18 protein-coding genes are annotated in these 16,002 nt (G+C 37.5%); 15 read left to right on the top strand and 3 right to left on the bottom strand.

Going from position 1 to position 16,002, the window contains the following annotated elements; translation table 11 throughout:
* Nucleotides 1-131 precede the first annotated feature (131 nt).
* Entirely contained in the window at nucleotides 132-1,460 is a 1,329-nt protein-coding gene (locus tag WD048_13810) for a TolC family protein (GenBank protein ID MEX0813290.1), read from the top strand.
* 150 nt (nucleotides 1,461-1,610) lie between these two features.
* On the opposite strand, the gene WD048_13805 is transcribed toward WD048_13810, so the two are convergent.
* Both WD048_13805 and WD048_13800 read right to left on the bottom strand, forming a co-directional pair.
* Nucleotides 1,611-1,916 carry a type II toxin-antitoxin system RelE/ParE family toxin gene (locus WD048_13805; GenBank protein MEX0813289.1) on the bottom strand — a complete coding sequence of 102 codons (306 nt, stop codon included), beginning with the start codon at nucleotides 1,914-1,916 and terminating at the stop codon, nucleotides 1,611-1,613.
* Nucleotides 1,904-2,095 carry a hypothetical protein gene (locus tag WD048_13800; protein MEX0813288.1) on the bottom strand — a complete coding sequence of 64 codons (192 nt, stop codon included), beginning with the start codon at nucleotides 2,093-2,095 and terminating at the stop codon, nucleotides 1,904-1,906. Before WD048_13800 ends, WD048_13805 begins: the two co-directional genes overlap by 13 nt.
* 198 nt (nucleotides 2,096-2,293) lie before the next feature.
* Here WD048_13800 and WD048_13795 point away from each other — a divergent pair, with 198 nt between their 5' ends.
* The 9 genes from WD048_13795 to WD048_13755 all read left to right on the top strand — a co-directional run bounded on the left by WD048_13795 (nucleotide 2,294) and on the right by WD048_13755 (nucleotide 8,792).
* On the top strand, nucleotides 2,294-2,563 hold the full coding sequence (locus WD048_13795; protein MEX0813287.1) for a hypothetical protein: 270 nt from the start codon (nucleotides 2,294-2,296) through the stop codon (nucleotides 2,561-2,563).
* 102 nt (nucleotides 2,564-2,665) lie between these two features.
* Nucleotides 2,666-3,364 carry a hypothetical protein gene (locus tag WD048_13790; protein ID MEX0813286.1) on the top strand — a complete coding sequence of 233 codons (699 nt, stop codon included), beginning with the start codon at nucleotides 2,666-2,668 and terminating at the stop codon, nucleotides 3,362-3,364.
* A 356-nt stretch (nucleotides 3,365-3,720) separates the two neighbouring features.
* Nucleotides 3,721-5,040, top strand: a complete 1,320-nt coding sequence (locus tag WD048_13785) for a S41 family peptidase (protein MEX0813285.1) — start codon at nucleotides 3,721-3,723, stop codon at nucleotides 5,038-5,040.
* Between the two features lie 161 nt (nucleotides 5,041-5,201).
* The gene (locus WD048_13780; GenBank protein ID MEX0813284.1) at nucleotides 5,202-5,492 is read left to right on the top strand and encodes a helix-turn-helix transcriptional regulator; all 291 of its coding nucleotides are present in this window, start codon (nucleotides 5,202-5,204) and stop codon (nucleotides 5,490-5,492) included.
* A gap of 140 nt (nucleotides 5,493-5,632) precedes the next feature.
* On the top strand, nucleotides 5,633-6,130 hold the full coding sequence (locus tag WD048_13775) for an antitoxin Xre/MbcA/ParS toxin-binding domain-containing protein (protein ID MEX0813283.1): 498 nt from the start codon (nucleotides 5,633-5,635) through the stop codon (nucleotides 6,128-6,130).
* On the top strand, nucleotides 6,130-6,597 hold the full coding sequence (locus tag WD048_13770) for an RES family NAD+ phosphorylase (GenBank protein ID MEX0813282.1): 468 nt from the start codon (nucleotides 6,130-6,132) through the stop codon (nucleotides 6,595-6,597). Before WD048_13775 ends, WD048_13770 begins: the two co-directional genes overlap by 1 nt.
* Nucleotides 6,598-7,012: 415 nt before the next feature.
* Nucleotides 7,013-7,438 carry a hypothetical protein gene (locus WD048_13765; GenBank protein ID MEX0813281.1) on the top strand — a complete coding sequence of 142 codons (426 nt, stop codon included), beginning with the start codon at nucleotides 7,013-7,015 and terminating at the stop codon, nucleotides 7,436-7,438.
* An 89-nt stretch (nucleotides 7,439-7,527) separates the two neighbouring features.
* Nucleotides 7,528-8,097: a hypothetical protein gene (locus tag WD048_13760; GenBank protein ID MEX0813280.1), complete on the top strand. Its 570-nt coding sequence runs from the start codon at nucleotides 7,528-7,530 to the stop codon at nucleotides 8,095-8,097.
* Entirely contained in the window at nucleotides 8,097-8,792 is a 696-nt protein-coding gene (locus WD048_13755; protein MEX0813279.1) for a DUF2490 domain-containing protein, read from the top strand. The genes WD048_13760 and WD048_13755 overlap by 1 nt, the downstream gene beginning before the upstream one ends.
* Nucleotides 8,793-8,822: 30 nt before the next feature.
* On the opposite strand, the gene WD048_13750 is transcribed toward WD048_13755, so the two are convergent.
* On the bottom strand, nucleotides 8,823-10,352 hold the full coding sequence (locus WD048_13750; protein ID MEX0813278.1) for a GH3 auxin-responsive promoter family protein: 1,530 nt from the start codon (nucleotides 10,350-10,352) through the stop codon (nucleotides 8,823-8,825).
* Here WD048_13750 and WD048_13745 point away from each other — a divergent pair.
* From WD048_13745 to WD048_13725, 5 genes are all read left to right on the top strand, one after another.
* The gene (locus tag WD048_13745; GenBank protein ID MEX0813277.1) at nucleotides 10,351-10,668 is read left to right on the top strand and encodes a T9SS type A sorting domain-containing protein; all 318 of its coding nucleotides are present in this window, start codon (nucleotides 10,351-10,353) and stop codon (nucleotides 10,666-10,668) included. The genes WD048_13750 and WD048_13745 overlap by 2 nt on opposite strands.
* A 53-nt stretch (nucleotides 10,669-10,721) precedes the next feature.
* Nucleotides 10,722-11,300 (top strand): nucleotidyl transferase AbiEii/AbiGii toxin family protein, encoded by a 579-nt coding sequence (locus WD048_13740; protein MEX0813276.1) that lies wholly within the window; start codon nucleotides 10,722-10,724, stop codon nucleotides 11,298-11,300.
* 616 nt (nucleotides 11,301-11,916) lie between these two features.
* Entirely contained in the window at nucleotides 11,917-13,002 is a 1,086-nt protein-coding gene (locus WD048_13735) for a Fic family protein (GenBank protein MEX0813275.1), read from the top strand.
* 790 nt (nucleotides 13,003-13,792) lie between these two features.
* Nucleotides 13,793-14,419: a hypothetical protein gene (locus WD048_13730; protein ID MEX0813274.1), complete on the top strand. Its 627-nt coding sequence runs from the start codon at nucleotides 13,793-13,795 to the stop codon at nucleotides 14,417-14,419.
* Nucleotides 14,406-15,737 carry a DGQHR domain-containing protein gene (locus tag WD048_13725; GenBank protein ID MEX0813273.1) on the top strand — a complete coding sequence of 444 codons (1,332 nt, stop codon included), beginning with the start codon at nucleotides 14,406-14,408 and terminating at the stop codon, nucleotides 15,735-15,737. Before WD048_13730 ends, WD048_13725 begins: the two co-directional genes overlap by 14 nt.
* Nucleotides 15,738-16,002: the final 265 nt, after the last annotated feature.

Genomic DNA, 16,002 nt, shown 5'->3' with positions numbered 1-16,002 from the left:
CACATGAGGATGATTAAAATAAATTCATGTGAGAGCGAAGCGGTTCCCCGCCTGAATGGCCATTTGGTCGGGCAGGCATGTGTGCAGAAATTTTTCTGCATTTTGGGAGCCGTAGTAAAAATTTTAAACACATGAACAATACGCTGCTTACCTCATTTATCGCTTTTTTGCTGCTGGCGAATTTTCAAGTATTGGCCCAAGAAAAATTGAGCTTGGAGCAGGTAATTGAATTGGCTTTGGAAAACAATTACCAAATTAAAATTGCCAGGAACAATGCGGCCATAGAAAGCAATAATGCCCATGTTGGAAATGCGGGAATGCTGCCCTCCCTTGATCTGAGCGGAAATTGGAACAATAGCGTGAATAATATCCAACAGCAATTTTTAAGTGGAGACGAAAACACCAACCCCAGTGCAAAAAGCGCTCAATTTGGTGGCGTGGCCGAAATGAACTGGACGCTATTCGATGGCCTGAAAATGTTTACCACCTACAAACAGTTGAAAAGCTTTGAGGCAAAGGGCGCATTGGAAGCTCGGCTGGAAGTGGAAAATACCATTCAGGATGTGATCAGTCTGTATTATGAAATCATTCGCATCAAGGAAAATATTCGCAGTACCGAGGAAATCATTGCCCTTTCAAAAGAAAGGATGGACTTGGCCGAATTGCGATTGGAGGCGGGCAGCAGCTCAAAAGTGGAATACCTGCAAGCGCGTGTAGATTGGAATGCAGATCGATCTGCATTGATAGAATTGAATGAAATATTGTCCATTGCGCAGTCAAATTTGAATACTTTGCTGAGCCGAAGTGTGGATACGGAAATCCTGCCTGTTCACGATACCATTTCTTTAAATGCAGCCCTGGAATACGGCCCATTGAAAATGGCGCTGGAAGCTGAAAACACCAATTTGAAAGTACAGGATACGGAAAGGGAAATTGCGCTGTATCAATTGAAAAATTTCAAAAGACAAAGATCGCCCGTTTTGAATTTTAGGGGTGGATACGATTACGCACAGCAAAGTTCCGATGCCGGATTTTTGACCACCAGTCAATCTTTTGGCCCCTACTACGGACTCAATGCCAGTGTGAATCTGTTCAATGGTTTGCAACTGAACCAACAAATAAAAAATGCGCGGATTACGGTGGAAAACAGCCAGTTGATGCGCGAAAATCTGGAGTTGGAACTGAACAGCGAACTGTGGAAAGCCTATAAAAACTACAGTTCCAGTAGGGAAATTGCCGAATTGGAGCAGGAAAATATACAATCGGCAGCGGAAAACCTGGAACTGGCCTATGAGACCTACAAAAACGGCCTGATTTCTGGCATAGATTTTAGAAATGTGCAGAGCAATTTGCTAGAGGCCAGAAACCGATACATCAATAGCCGCTACCGAGCCAAACTGGCCGAGACTGTACTGTTGCGCTTAAGCGGAAAATTACTGGAAGAAAGCGCTGCGCCTTAATTTATTGATATCCCACTTGCGTTCGCAAAATCTAAAATCAATGTCGTCATTTTGATAAAATATAGCTCCGAAAGGAGTGGATTTTGAGAAATCTGGTGGGTTTTAGGATGATTTTTAAAAAGACACAAGGAGGTGGCTGAATAGTTAATACTATATGCCTTTTAAATATTTAGGATTTCTTGAAGTGTGAAATACTCTGGAGATGACGACTTTATCTTTACCTAATCGATAAATAATTTTATAGCTCCAGACTACAAGAAACCTATATTCAGATTTTTTATGCTTAAGTAAAGGCTCAACAGTTCCTGCTTTTGTAGAATGTTCAAGCGTCTCAGTAGTTGTTAAAATTTTATTGAGAACAATTTCCGCATAAGATCTACCTTGCTCTTCTTTGATGTATTTAATGGCTCGTTCTAATTGGCCAAATGCTTTTTTGGTCCAAATTACTTTAGCCATTCTTTAGATTTTTCTACAACTTCATTTTGAGTTAAGACCTCACCATCTTGCTCTTCTAGTTCAGATTCATCAATATCAGCAAGAAGAGAGAGTTGCTCATAAACATCTTCCAAGGTTGATTCGGAAGTTAAATTGTCTGCTATCTCAATTAGGTACTTTTTTAAGGCTACTTTTTTCATACTTTGAATTTAATAAATTGATGTTTAAAAATCCTATTTTCTATAACCTATTCATTGCAGATTTGAGTTCTTTTGATGATGTTTTTTGATTATCAAAGCTTTAACAGGCTTCCTCTAATCTACTGGCAAATAAAAACAAGTTTGTAACTTGGAATACTTTCTGAATGGAACAAGATTAGATTCGCTAAAATTTAAAAAATGAATAAGGTTGACCAATTAAATAACCACTTTAAAGAATTGTACGATGCCGCAACTAAAGAAGAAAGGAAGCAAATAGTTGAGGACATAATGAAAATGATTGAAAAATATCATTTTAGTGCATTAAATGAAAAAAGTAAGTTAATAGGAAGAAAAGACTATATTAAAGAATTTAACCTTTACTTAGAAAATCAAAATGCGTACACTAAAAGTGGTTTAGAAATAATTAGAAAGTTTTTAAACAATAGCATTGGTTTTCGGCAAGCTTAATCCACTCACTCGTTTGTAGCCCGGCATTTGCAGCATGGCGAACGAGTGCGGTGTGAGGTAGGCACACATGCAAAACACTGGCTGGGCTGCAAATGCGCGCCAGTGAGAAGGGACAGTGATGTGTTCCAAATACAGCCCATAGCCAGAACCGTTGTACACAATCTGACAAGTCCAATGAAAATTTTAAAAAACGTAGTAACAATCGTAGTTGAAGTAGCAATATTTTTTCTAGGTCTTATTTGGTATTTAAGAACTAAAGAAGAAGAACCTTTAATTGTTATGATTGGTTCTGGTGGATTTTTGATTGCAAGTGTTTTGACAAAAATATTTGATAAAACAGAAAAACCAAGACCAAAAATAGTTTTTCACAGAAAAAAGAATATTTCTGGGCGGGGACCTTTAGGTTATTACACAGCAAATAATCCGAGAGTTATTAGAGTTGGAATCGACAAAGTTGAACAATATTGGTATTTGGATTGGACATATACTTTGGAGATAAGAAACAACTCTTCTGTAACTGCTTATAGCAATATTATTGAATATGAAAACAAACCAGCCAATACTGAATTAGAAGGCGAAATCGGAAAAATTCAACCAATTAAACCGGATGACAAATTTGAATTCACCTTCAAACTGACACAGAATGTTGTTGGAAATCATTTGGATGCGGATAAATACCTAGAAGAAAATGCTGATATTTTATTAAAGGATATGAAGATAATTTCAAAATATCAGGATGAATTTGGAAAATCATTCAAAACTGAATATGATTGGATAAATGACAATAATAAATTTAATTAAAAAAATGATGTACAACAGAGGTGAGTAATATGAAGTTCACCTACGTTATAATTAAACTAGCAACTTTAAGTTTATTTGCTAAGGAGATTTCTCAACAAAATCTTCCCCGTTCACGCTCGTTTGCCGCTTGACATTTGTAGCATAGCGAACGAGTGCGGTGACAGAATACTATGATGTGATATAAGAGAAAGCAATATTTTAGCGGAAAGAACTAAACACCTTTCAGGCACACCAAAAAATCAAGAACTTTTTCCGGATAAATTTCAAAGTAGCTTAGAAAGCCTTATTTTGAGGCAAAAAACAGGCAGTTCAGGAGGTTTTTAGACGGACTGCCGTAATATGTAAATACCTTAAAAATGAAAAAACACACCATAACCCTTCTATTCCTCTTGCTTATTAGTGGCTTATTTGCTCAATCAACTGATTACAAAATAGATTCACAGGAACAAAAAAGAACCATTGATTCCATCAGTTCTAACTTGAAAGCCAATTACGTATTTCCTGATATGGCAGAGAAAATGAATAAACTGATAATCAAAAAATTCAAAAAGAAAGAGTACAAATCGATTACTGATCCGTTTCAATTTGCTGAACAACTAACCCAAGACCTCCAATCAGTTAGCAATGACCTCCATCTCAGAGTCATGTACGCACCAGACCGAATCGCTGAACAAAATAATGCCGTCTCTGAGGCAGACAATGAAGTATTGGAAAAGCGAAGGATTGAACAAATGAAAAGGAGTAATTTCGGCTTTCAGGAAGTTAAGATTTTGCAAGGAAACACAGGCTATCTGGATCTGAGAGGGTTTTATGATCCTCAATACGCAGGTGAAACGGCTGTAGCTGCTATGAATTTTTTAAGTAACACCGATGCGTTGATCATTGATTTGAGGCTAAATGGGGGAGGTGAACCGGCAATGATCCAGTTGATAACAAGCTACCTGTACGAATCGGAACCTGTTCATTTGAACAACTTTTACTGGCGACCCAGTGATGAATACACTCAAAGCTGGACCTTACCTCACGTACAGGGCGAGCGCATGCCCACTATTCCGGTTTATATTTTGACAAGCAAACGGACCTTTTCTGCTGCGGAAGAATTCTCCTATAACCTTAAAAACCTGAAACGGGCCACATTGATTGGAGAAACGACAGGAGGAGGTGCACATCCCGGTGATTTCATCAATGTAACCGACAAATTTATGGTTTGGATTCCACAAGGCAGGGCAATTAACCCCAACACCAATACCAACTGGGAAGGAACCGGTGTAGAACCTCATATAAAAGTTTCACCGGATGATGCTTTACTAACCGCGCAACTTGAGGCGCTCAATAATTTAATTAATACCACCGAAGACAATGAACGGAAAAGCTACTTCAGTTGGCATCTGGAAGGGATTAAAACAAAAATGAATCCAGTTAATTCTGAAGAATTAAACCTTGAACAATATGAGGGAACGTATGGCACCCGAACCATTATGTTGGAGAACGGGAAGCTGTTCTATCAAATTGAAGGAAGGAACAAGTTTAAACTGATTCCAATGGGTAATCACTGGTTTATGCTAGACGGTTTAGGTTATTTTAGAATTGAATTTGAGATAGATGGTGAGAATACAATAGCACTGATAGGACATTATGATAGTGGAAGACTAGATAAATCACCTAAAACTCAATAAAAATAGAATATAACAATTAAACGCTAATACAGTGTGATAGGAGCGCGGTGCAGTTTGAGGTAGCCTTTCTGGATAAAGATACCCCACTCACTCGTTTACCGCCTGGCATTTGTAGCATAGCGAACGAGTGTGGTGATATCTAAAAGACAAAAACAGTTGATATGAAAAATATAACAGATTTTGAGGACATACTCATTGAAAAATACGGAAAGAAAGGAACTGAAAAGCGTGATAAATATGACGCTGACTCTCTTGCTTTCCGGCTTGGCGTAATGCTTAAAGAAGCTCGAAAAGAGGCAAATCTCACACAAGATGAACTGGCACAAAGAACTGGCACAAAGAAAAGTTATATTTCCAGAATCGAGCGTGGATTGAGCGATATTCAGGTTTCAACCTATCACAAATTGATAGAGATAGGACTTGGGAAACAACTGAATATTCAAATAGCTTAACAAGTTTGTAACTTAAAATGGTTTTGGAAATGAAACAAGATACGATCTTGAAAGACATTCCCGCAAATCCCGAACTTTTTGGCAATTAAAAAATTGCCAATCCAACAATTTGCTTGTATATTCACAACAAATCTGCTGCAATGGCCCAATCACTTAAAACATCTCGATTTGATACCAGAGACAGTATTGACAAAGCCAAGCTTCGAAAAAGGAATATTCGGAAATGGACTTTAAATACTGATGGAAAAACTTTTAACTGGTCAAATAGGCTGGAAAGAGTCCAGCTTATTCGCAAAGGCATCCCTTATGCTTCATTGGAAATAATAAGTAAGAAAATCAACAGCCCTGTTAAATCGGTTTTAAATATTGTTGGTATTCCTCAAACTACTTACAATAAAAAGAAGGGCAGTCATTCTCTTTTGGACAGTCGGGACAGCGAGCTTGTGCTGCGCATTTCTGAGTTAATTGATTTTGGAATTGACGTATTCAACAAAGAGCAAGAAAAATTCCAACGATGGTTAAACAAACCAAACCTTTCATTAGGAGGATCTCCGCCAATCAATTTCCTTGATACAATCAGTGGTATCAACGAGGTGAAATCCAGCCTGAATAGAATCGAACATGGAAATTTTGCCTAATGAAGCTTTACCGAATTGAACGCGAAAAATACCTCAAAACAAGTTTATCAGGGATTGGCGCTTCAAAATCGAAAGGTTTCAGGTGGAACAGTGAAGATACTAGGCTGGTATATACCGCTGAAACCAGAGCCCTTGCTATACTGGAAGTTTCAGTTCATTTAGATCTTAGCGAAGATTTACCTAATGACAGGTATATTATTGAAATTGAAATACCTGATGATATTTCCGCCCTAGAAGTTGAATTGGCTGATTTACCAGAAAATTGGGATTCAAAACCTCCATTGCGTGTAACTCAAATAATAGGTGACGATTTCGTTCGAAAAAATCAAGCCGCAATTCTCAAAGTTCCCAGTAGTATTGTACCGCAGGAGTACAATTACCTTATAAACCCGCTTCATCCGGATTCTAAAAAGGTTAGGCTTATTGGCAAGATCCCAATGAAATTTGATAAAAGATTGAAAAAATAAATTTCTCAAACAGGTGAGTAAACAACTTCGGGACAAGCCCACGAGGCATTTATTTGGAAAAAATACTTTTGATTACGAGGCAAGCCTCGGAGCATTTAAACCTCGATTATCGAGTAAAAAAATAAGAGATCAAAGCCAGTTGTATTTTGTACCCGGATTATGCATTGGGACTTTGTCATGCCCGCCTGAATGACTTTAGTCGGGCAGGAAGCTTGAAAGCACAATAAAATCAGGCTGTTTGGAAATTTTAGCATAGCATCGCTATGGTGAAATTGAAAACAGCAACGAAGTATCTGATTTTGAAGTGATTTCATGCTGCAATAGATTTCCTAATGCATATTCCGGGTTGAATCCTTTGCTACTGTATTTTGCTTGCCATACCGGGTAATGGTTAAATATTATTCACATTAAGACAATGAAAAAACTATTTCTTTTTTGCGCCTTTGCCTGTGTGGGCATCACCACAGAGATTTTCTTTACTGCCATTACCGATAACATCACGGCCTTTCAAAACAATCAGCCGATTGACTGGCGGCTCAAAGGGCAATCCTACATTTGGATGTTTCCCATTTATGGTCTGGCAGGTTTGCTTTTCCCCATTGTTCTGAAATACATTGGCCATTTTCATGTGCTGCTGCGGGTCAGTATTTATGGCGTTGGGATTTTAGCTGTTGAGTTTATCGCTGGTGCAGCACTGGATTTTTTCACCGGCCAATGTCCCTGGGAATATACCAGCGGCTGGCACATTATGGGCTATATCCGGCTCGACTATTTTCCGCTGTGGGCAGCTTTCGGGTATATGATCGAAAGCATATTGGGGGTGTTGGATAAGAGGACATGAAGTTTTAACAATCCGTAGCGAGGAAGCTACAGAAAGAGAGGCCTGTTTTTTGCCATTAATCAGTAAATTTGCAGTATAAATATTTCAACATGAAGGTGTATTACTTATTGATTGTGTCACTTTTCTCAACTCTTGTGCTAGCGCAGGAAAAAAGTGAAATAGAGCGTCCCGTAAAAAAGCAAGAAGTTCCCAGCCCTGCCATAGAATGGATGAAGGATGCTTTTGAAGGCAGGAAAAAAATCAAATGGCATTACGAGGAAACTTCGGACAAAAAAAGCTACGAAGCCAAGCTGAAATGGGAAGAAAAACAATACAGCGTAGAGTTTGATACACTTGGAAATATTGAGGACATTGAGATTGTTGAAAAATGGGAAGCACTTTCGCCAGAATTGACCGAGCAATTAGAAAAATACTTTGAAACAAGCTACAAACGCTATAAAATCAGGAAGATACAAAAACAGCTCAGCGGCCATTCAGATGATTTGGAAGACTATTTAGATGAAAATGAAATGGAAGGAATTACCATCCAATATGAAATAGAATTTTATGGAAATGACGACAATGAAAAAACATTGTGGGAAGGACTTTTTGATGAAAAAGGTAAGTTGCTGGAGAAAAGAAAGATCACCCTCAACCCCGCAGATAACCTGAGCTACTAATGCGCGTTTTATTTCTACTATTAATACCATTCATTGCTGGCCAATTGTTTGCCCAAAATCACAGCGCATTTTCAGGATTATTTCCAGAGGCGCAAGTGAGCTATACCACTCAAAACAAATTGAAATTCACGGGCAAAATCGAGTCGCAACATGTATTGCTGAGCAAGGAAGAAGCCACTGATGCCAATTTAAAATACATGCACGATAGAACGGATTTTCAGTTCTTTATTGGCACCAGGATCAACCCCTTTATTTCCATAGCCGGAGGTTACCAATACCGCTGGGAAGGAGGCGCAAGCAACAGCCACCGAAGCATTCAGCAAATATCTTTTTTGCAGAAAAAAGCGGGGTTTAGAATGGCACACAGACTTAGGACCGATCAAAAATTTACCCCTGCTGAGCCTGGCGAATACCGGATTCGATACAGAATTGGATTTGAAATACCCATGCAGGGAAAATCATTGGATCCGGGCGAATTTTACATGGTCAGCTCCGATGAAGCTATTTTTAGTTATGAAGGCGGTGACTTCGGAATTGAAAACAGATTGGCATTTTCCGTTGGCAAATTTTTCAACCGAAAACACAAAGCCGAATTTGGGATAGATTACCGTACGGATGATTTCCTTGATGGCGGCAGCCGGCATAGAATTTGGGCCAAAGCAGGTTGGTATGTGAGCTTATCTAAAACAAAATAAACCCACCAAAACCGCTGCGGATAGGGGGATTTAGTCTTTATTCTCCAACATTTCCTCTATCAACTCCCTATCATTCCTCAATCGAGGGACTTTGTGCTGCCCGCCTAATTTTCCTTTTTGTTTTAGCCAATTATCGAAAAAGCCTTTTTCTACAAAATGGATTTTGGGAAGGCTGAGCGCAATATTCCCACTGCGCTTGGCAGCATAATCTGAATTGAGCTTTTGAAGCTCTGCATCCAGTGCTTCGATCCAAAATGCTTTATCCTCAGGTATGCGGTCGAGCTCGATGATCCATTCATGTCCGCCTTTTTTGCCCCCTTCCATATAGAGAGGTGCAGCACTGTAATCCCTTAAAAAATAGCCCTGCTGACGACAAACTTCCAATAGGGCCTTGTCGCTTTGATGCAACATCAGCTCTTCGCCAAAAGCATTGATAAAGGACTGTACACGGCCGCTGATTTGAATTCTGGGAGGCAGCAAAGAAGTAAAACGAACTACATCACCCACTTGGTAGCGCCAAAGTCCGGCAGTTGTGGTAATGTATAGCGCATATTCCTTTTGCAGCTCAACTTCCGATATGCTAAGCACTTTTGGATTTTTATTTGCCAACTCCTCTATTGGCACAAATTCATAGAAAATCCCATAATCCAACATCAGCAACAAGCCCGGATTGCGCAAATTATCCTGAATGGCAAAAAACCCTTCTGAGGCATTATACACTTCCAAAAAATCAATTTTCTGGCCCATTAGATGCTCGAACTCATCCATGTAGGGCTGAAAATTTACACCCCCGTGAATATAAAGCTCCAGCTCAGGCCATATTTCACTCAAGTTTTGCGCATTGTACTTTTTCAATAATTGGCGTATCAAGACCAATGTCCAAGTAGGGACGCCAGAAATATTGCTGACTTTTTCTTTGCCACATTGTAGCATGGTTTCTAGCTTTTGCTCCCAATTGCCCAGCAAAGCAGTTTGCAAATTTGGCGTGAGAAAATAGCGGGCAATGGCGGGCATATTCTGCATCATCACGGCCGAAATATCACCCGTTCTGATTTGATGATTCTGTTCCACCAATTCATGACCGCCACCCATGATCAAGCCCTTGCCCTTGAACAATTTGTGATTGGGTCTTTGTAAAGTATAAAGTGCCAGTGCATCCCTGCCGCCTTGCAGAAGTGTGTCGTTCAAAAACTGATCGGTAACGGGAATGAATTTACTTCTATCGGAACTGGTGCCGGAAGATTTCGCCAGCCATTTTAATTTTCCGGGCCATAAAACCGAGCTTTCTCCTGCGATGGCTTTTTCGATAAAAGGTTTGAGGGCATCATAGGTGAAAAGTGGAACTTGCTGTTGAAATTCCTTGTAACTTGTATTGGAATTGAATTCGTATTTTTTTGCAAAAACAGTTTTAGAAGCTGAATTCAATATTTTTTCCAAAACAGCCTGCTGTATTTTTTCTGGCGAATCACTGAAATGGGCAAAACGCTGAGCGCGTTTTTTTAAATAGATTTTTAGAATGGAATTGAGCATAATGGAATGTAAAAATAACCCCTTGGTCATGAAACAAGCATTTTTTCTTGTTATTCTTATTTCGATATCCATTCAAGGCGCTTCGCAACAAAACCGAAATCCAAAGGATATCAATATTATTTACCACGATAAAATTGAGCCCCAACTCAACCCGGTAAGCAATACCCTGAATTTTTATTCTATTGAAAATGTAGAATCCATTGACCTGATCGACACCAAAGGCGAAGTGATCTTAAAGACTTCCGAATCTGAAATTGGCATGGATGACTTGATGAATGGCATTTACTTTTATCGGGTAAAAATGCATGATGGCAAAACGGCTGAGGGGAAGTTTTTGAAGGAGTGAAGTGATTTCATAACCCAAATATACCTGACTTCAAAGCATCCAATACCGATCCTTTGTCATTGGAATTACATTATAAGCCACTGACAGAAAAAATATCCTATTTACAACCGAGAGTTCTGATTGAAGCCGGAGCACGGTCGCTAATGGAGCCAAGCACGGAAAGAGAAATCCTTTCTATTGTAGGTGAAAACTTTACAGACCAGGTTTTTGCAGATAAGCCACAGCTTATACCCACGGTGTTGCCAAAACGGACTTTTCTTGAAAAAGCATTTCTGCTGCACGAAGAATTTCAAAAACCGTCTGAGCATATCAAAGTTGATAGGCTAAGTCGCCATCTCTTTGATCTTGACAGGTTAGCGGCTACTGACCATAGCAAGGAAGCTATGACGGACACAAAATTATATCAATCCATTATCGAACACCGACAAATTTTCAATCCCGTAAAAAGAATTGACCATGCCAATCACCAGCCACACAAGGTGAACCTGATACCACCAACAGAAGTAATAAAAGATTGGGAAACTGATTATTCAATCATGCAGGGAAGTATGATATATGGTAATTCAAAGAGTTTTCAAAAGTTGATAGTCAGCATGGAAAAAATAATGATGAGGTTTAGAAAAACAGTATGAATACCTGAGTTTCCCGTTTAACTGATATTGTACCTTGGCTTTCTTGAATTCAGCAATACACATCCAATTATAAACCCTATCTTATAATTTAAATTTAAAATATTGATATATGACTAGTGAAAACTACTCGGGTTATAAGAAGTTTTCCAATTTGGAAATTGCCAACCAAACGGGAGATAATTCTTAAAGGGCTTTGCTGCCAGTGTTCGCGCAAGAGATGACATCTTTGTTTGGCCTTTCGCTCTTTGCTTTTTACAATGGGTCATGACCCATTGTAGTTCGGTCAGGTAGCCGAAAGCGAGGACATTGAGCGCCAGCTCGAAAGAATTCATTCTGGCGGGAAGTCGAAATGCCGGGATTGAAAACGGTGGTAATCATTGCAGCTATTTAATTTGCCATCCCTTGTTTGTTATTTGACTTGACACTAGAAGATTTTCTATTCCTAAGCACCAAAATCCATCTGATAATTTATAATATTTTTTATCTTCATCAATCTTGAAAAGATGAAAACAGAATTTATTATACAAAGTGAATTTGAAAGTATAAATGAAAATGCGATAGAACTTTAAAAAATCATCAAAAGCTCAGTTCTAACGGTAAAACAAAACTTAAAAAAATGAGTAAATCCAACACTCATAATTCTACATTCATCATTTACCCACTCCCGCCTAAAGTAGATACTGAATCTGTGGCAATTTTAAAGCAGCTCAATAAAGCTTCACGAGCATTAGGTCAACTTAAAGGAGAGGTTTCTAAAATACCAAATTCTCAAATTTTGCTCGATACACTTACCCTACAAGAAGCAAAAGACAGTAATGAAATTGAGAATATAGTAACTACAGATGATGAAATGTACCAAGCTAGCATTGATGAAACGGTGGCTTCGGTTACGGCAAAAGAGGCGCTTAACTATTCCAAGGCCATAAAATTAGGGTTGGATATTGTTAGAAATAAAGGATTGCTAACAGTCAATGATATAAAACGCATTCAGGAATTAATTTCACCCAATCACCCTATTCGGAAAATACCGGGAACTGTTTTAAAAAATCCCAAAACGCAAGAAGTTGTTTACACACCACCGCAACATTATGATGAAATCCAGGGCTTACTCGATAATTTGGAGCGTTACATCAACGTGGCCGAATTTCACGATATAGATGCTTTGATAAAAATGCCCATCATCCACTTTCAATTTGAAAGCATTCATCCTTTTTTAGATGGTAATGGCAGAACGGGTCGTTTGTTAAATATTCTATACTTGGTGCAACAAGGGTTGTTAGACATTCCTGTTCTGTATCTAAGTAGTTACATCATTAAAAACAAAAGCGATTATTACCGCTTATTGCAAGAAGTTCGCACCAAAGGAAGTTGGGAAGAGTGGATTGTTTGGATGCTAAAAGGCGTAGAAATTACCGCTAAAGAAACCATTGTAGTGGTAAACAAAATAAAACTGCTAATGGACGAATACAAAAGGGAAATCCGCAGCAACTTTAGTTTTTACAGCCACGATTTAATCAACATCCTTTTTAAGTATCCTTATACCAAGAACAGTTTTTTGGAACGAGAATTAAAAATTCATAGAAACACCGCATCAAGCTACTTGAACACCCTGGCAGAAGCAGGATTGCTCACCAAAGTGAAAGTGGGAAATAGAAATTATTACATGAATGAACCACTGTTGAAATTGTTAAAAGAGAGATGATGGATAAATCAAAGTATGCACAAGAAATAGTGTTTTGTTGTGCATAGAATCAAAGTCTGCATAAGAAATAGCGTTTTGTTGTGCGCATTAAAATAAGGCGGAGTAATTACTATATAAATGAACCACTCTTGAAAATATTAAAGGAAAGATAACATGTATAAGAAAAGGACATTTCTTATACACATAAGGATAACGTGTATAGAAAAAGGACTTTTCTTGTACAAGAACAAACAATATGGATAAGAAAGTAAAGGTTTTTGACCACGTTCTTTTGTCATGGATAAAAAAGCCGACTTTTTTATCCACGTTAAAACTTCATGCACAAAGAAGTAGCAATTCTTGTCCACGAGAATTTGTAATGCACAAGAAATAGCGTTTTGTTGTGCAGCATGCAAAAAAAAGCCAACGCGCAAATAGGCACATTTGCTTGCCCCAACGCTAAGGTCTGACGCTCCGATAGCTATCGGAGTCATCCCTTATGCGGATTTGTGTTAATGGGGTCATTGAGCGCCCGCCCGAAAGAATTCATTCTGGCGGGCAGTAGAAATGCCGGGTTTGAAAACGGTTGTAAACCTTGACACTATTTATTTGCCATCCCTTGTTATTATTTGACTTGACACTAGAAGATTTCCTACTCCTAAGCACCAAAATCCATCTGATAATTTATAATAATTTTTATCTTTATCAATCTTGGAAATTAAAAAAAGCATTTATCATGCTTGCACAACTATCGATAGCTAGTCATATATAATATACTATAAGCATGGCTTAATGAAAAATTAAATTGTAAATGCAAAAATTTAGCTCATATTTAAACTTTATTGCGGCTACTATCATCGGAATAACCGTGATTGGAGTTCTTTTAATTAGTTTTAAGAACCTATCTAAAAAACCAGATGAAATCAAAACAATTAAGATTGAGTATCATGAAGTAAAGTTAGATAGTGTTAACCATTTGAGTATAATTGAAATAAGAAAAATTGATTCACTACTGCATGGAATTCAGAAAACTTCGAATGAAATACAAAACCGTCAATTAAATTTGGTTAAAGAAAAAGAGAATGATAATTTCTTTAACAGACTTTATACAGCAATTATAGCCATAATATTAGCTTTAGCTGGATTTTTCGGTTTTAAATCCGTTACTGAAATACAAGAAAGAGCTGTAAAAGATGCTAAAGAAGAAGCTAATATAATAGCACAAAAACAATTTGCTAAGATTTTCAATGATACTTATAAAGCATCTGTTTTTCAGGAATGCACAAGTGCCGTTACTGAATTAATTAGAAATGAAATTGGTGATTTAGATTCTAGAGTCACCAATTTGGAAAATTCAACGGAAGTAGAAAGTGAAGAAACCAAAGAAACTGAAGAAGAAAATAGTGAACCAAAACGACCTTTTGATGATGAAGATTAACAGAATAATTTATGTCAAAGGCTTTTTGGTTAACCAATTAACTTTCAAGCCCATAGCTACAACATCAATAAATTTTACCGATTTATTGGAAATAATAAAGTTTACAGCTCGAAAGGTTGATAGTTATGACCCCTTTAATCCATATCATGATATAAGTCAAATTGCGGATAACGCTAACAAGATCTATTATCAAAGATTAACTAATGAGAAAAGGGTTAAGGATATTTACAACTTTATTCTTGCTGAAATAAACAATGTAAATACTAAAAGAAATAATGCTTTAGGATCTTTCCCAACAGCAATTATTTTGTCTATGGATCTAAATGAAGAATTTGAGAACGTGGAAGGTTTTAAAACTTTTTTTGAAGGCTTAGAATCTTCAGAATATAGTGGTGCATTTTATAAGGTCAATGGGAATGACATCGAATTATATGTGCCAAATAGAAAAGTTTCACTAATAGTTGATGGACAGCATAGATTAGCTGCTATGACAAAACTATATCAGGATGCTAAATCAAACTCAATCAAGATTGGTAGGAATAAGTTAGAACATGAATACCCTGATTTAACAAATGAGTTAATTATTACCTCATTAGAAAAATTTGAGTTTAATTGTACATTATTGATAGGTTTTGACAGATGGGAACAAGGGAAGGTATTTGCTGATGTAAATTTTAATCAAAAACCAGTGAATAAATCCTTGTATTATGACATTTTTGGTTCCTTTCCTAACCCAGATAAAAACGATATCTTTTTAGCTCATATGTTGGCGATGCATTTAAACAATAGTTCTAAATCACCAATAAATGGATTTATAAAAATGCTGGGAGCTGGCTCTGGTTATTTTTCACAAGCATTTTTTGTAGAAGCGATAGTAGATCATTTTAGACCTAAAGGAGTTTGGGGAAGTCTCCCTTTAGATTATCTAAATGGAGGTGAAAAACATAAAATATTACCCAAGTTTTTCAAAGCATATTTTAGGTCAATAAAAAAATCTTTCTATGAATTTTGGCCAAAAGATCATGAAACTACCTCAAGAAGTTACAAGAATATATTATGTAAAACTACGGGTATGGGGGCATTAATTAAGCTTATTAACCCAATATACAGGGACTTACAAAGAAGTGATGTTGATCTACATAATATTACTGAAGATGATCTAACAGCTAAATTTGATTCAATTTTTGAAAAAATTTCTTCTAAAGGGAAAAAATATTTTTCTCCTGACAGCGACTTTTCAGGGGCGGGCAGTTTAGGCCTGCAAAACAAATTGTTTAAAAAGATGGGTGAGGATTTAGGTTATTTTAGAAGTTCATAAACTAATAATGTCACCCTAACCTTCCCCACTCGAACCTAACCTTCCCCAAGATCACATCCTCTGGCAAACAAAATCAAGTTTGTAACTTGAAATGATTTGCACACTTGTCATTTAATGTTTACAGTTTTCAAACCCAGTCACCCAATCCCTCTAAACCAATAGCCAAAACCAAGCCCACTCCCTAAGCAACAAATTCTCTAGTCAGCTAAGCAAGCAGTCAACTATTTCGCCCATAAACCTTATTTTTGGGCAATAGAAAAAATAA

It is taken from the genome of Chitinophagales bacterium (genome assembly GCA_040877935.1).
Classification (GTDB): domain Bacteria; phylum Bacteroidota; class Bacteroidia; order Chitinophagales; family CAIOSU01; genus JBBDNB01.
The sequence above is the reverse complement of the archived record's forward strand: the minus strand, read 5'-3'. Positions and strand labels throughout refer to the sequence as shown.

Coding starts and splice junctions, on each gene's coding strand:
- WD048_13810 (MEX0813290.1), top strand. CDS start 132: ATGAACAATACGCTGCTTACCTCATTTATCGCTTTTTTGCTGCTGGCG.
- WD048_13805 (MEX0813289.1), bottom strand. CDS start 1,916: ATGGCTAAAGTAATTTGGACCAAAAAAGCATTTGGCCAATTAGAACGA.
- WD048_13800 (MEX0813288.1), bottom strand. CDS start 2,095: ATGAAAAAAGTAGCCTTAAAAAAGTACCTAATTGAGATAGCAGACAAT.
- WD048_13795 (MEX0813287.1), top strand. CDS start 2,294: ATGAATAAGGTTGACCAATTAAATAACCACTTTAAAGAATTGTACGAT.
- WD048_13785 (MEX0813285.1), top strand. CDS start 3,721: ATGAAAAAACACACCATAACCCTTCTATTCCTCTTGCTTATTAGTGGC.
- WD048_13780 (MEX0813284.1), top strand. CDS start 5,202: ATGAAAAATATAACAGATTTTGAGGACATACTCATTGAAAAATACGGA.
- WD048_13775 (MEX0813283.1), top strand. CDS start 5,633: ATGGCCCAATCACTTAAAACATCTCGATTTGATACCAGAGACAGTATT.
- WD048_13770 (MEX0813282.1), top strand. CDS start 6,130: ATGAAGCTTTACCGAATTGAACGCGAAAAATACCTCAAAACAAGTTTA.
- WD048_13765 (MEX0813281.1), top strand. CDS start 7,013: ATGAAAAAACTATTTCTTTTTTGCGCCTTTGCCTGTGTGGGCATCACC.
- WD048_13760 (MEX0813280.1), top strand. CDS start 7,528: ATGAAGGTGTATTACTTATTGATTGTGTCACTTTTCTCAACTCTTGTG.
- WD048_13755 (MEX0813279.1), top strand. CDS start 8,097: ATGCGCGTTTTATTTCTACTATTAATACCATTCATTGCTGGCCAATTG.
- WD048_13745 (MEX0813277.1), top strand. CDS start 10,351: ATGAAACAAGCATTTTTTCTTGTTATTCTTATTTCGATATCCATTCAA.
- WD048_13750 (MEX0813278.1), bottom strand. CDS start 10,352: ATGACCAAGGGGTTATTTTTACATTCCATTATGCTCAATTCCATTCTA.
- WD048_13735 (MEX0813275.1), top strand. CDS start 11,917: ATGAGTAAATCCAACACTCATAATTCTACATTCATCATTTACCCACTC.
- WD048_13730 (MEX0813274.1), top strand. CDS start 13,793: ATGCAAAAATTTAGCTCATATTTAAACTTTATTGCGGCTACTATCATC.
- WD048_13725 (MEX0813273.1), top strand. CDS start 14,406: ATGATGAAGATTAACAGAATAATTTATGTCAAAGGCTTTTTGGTTAAC.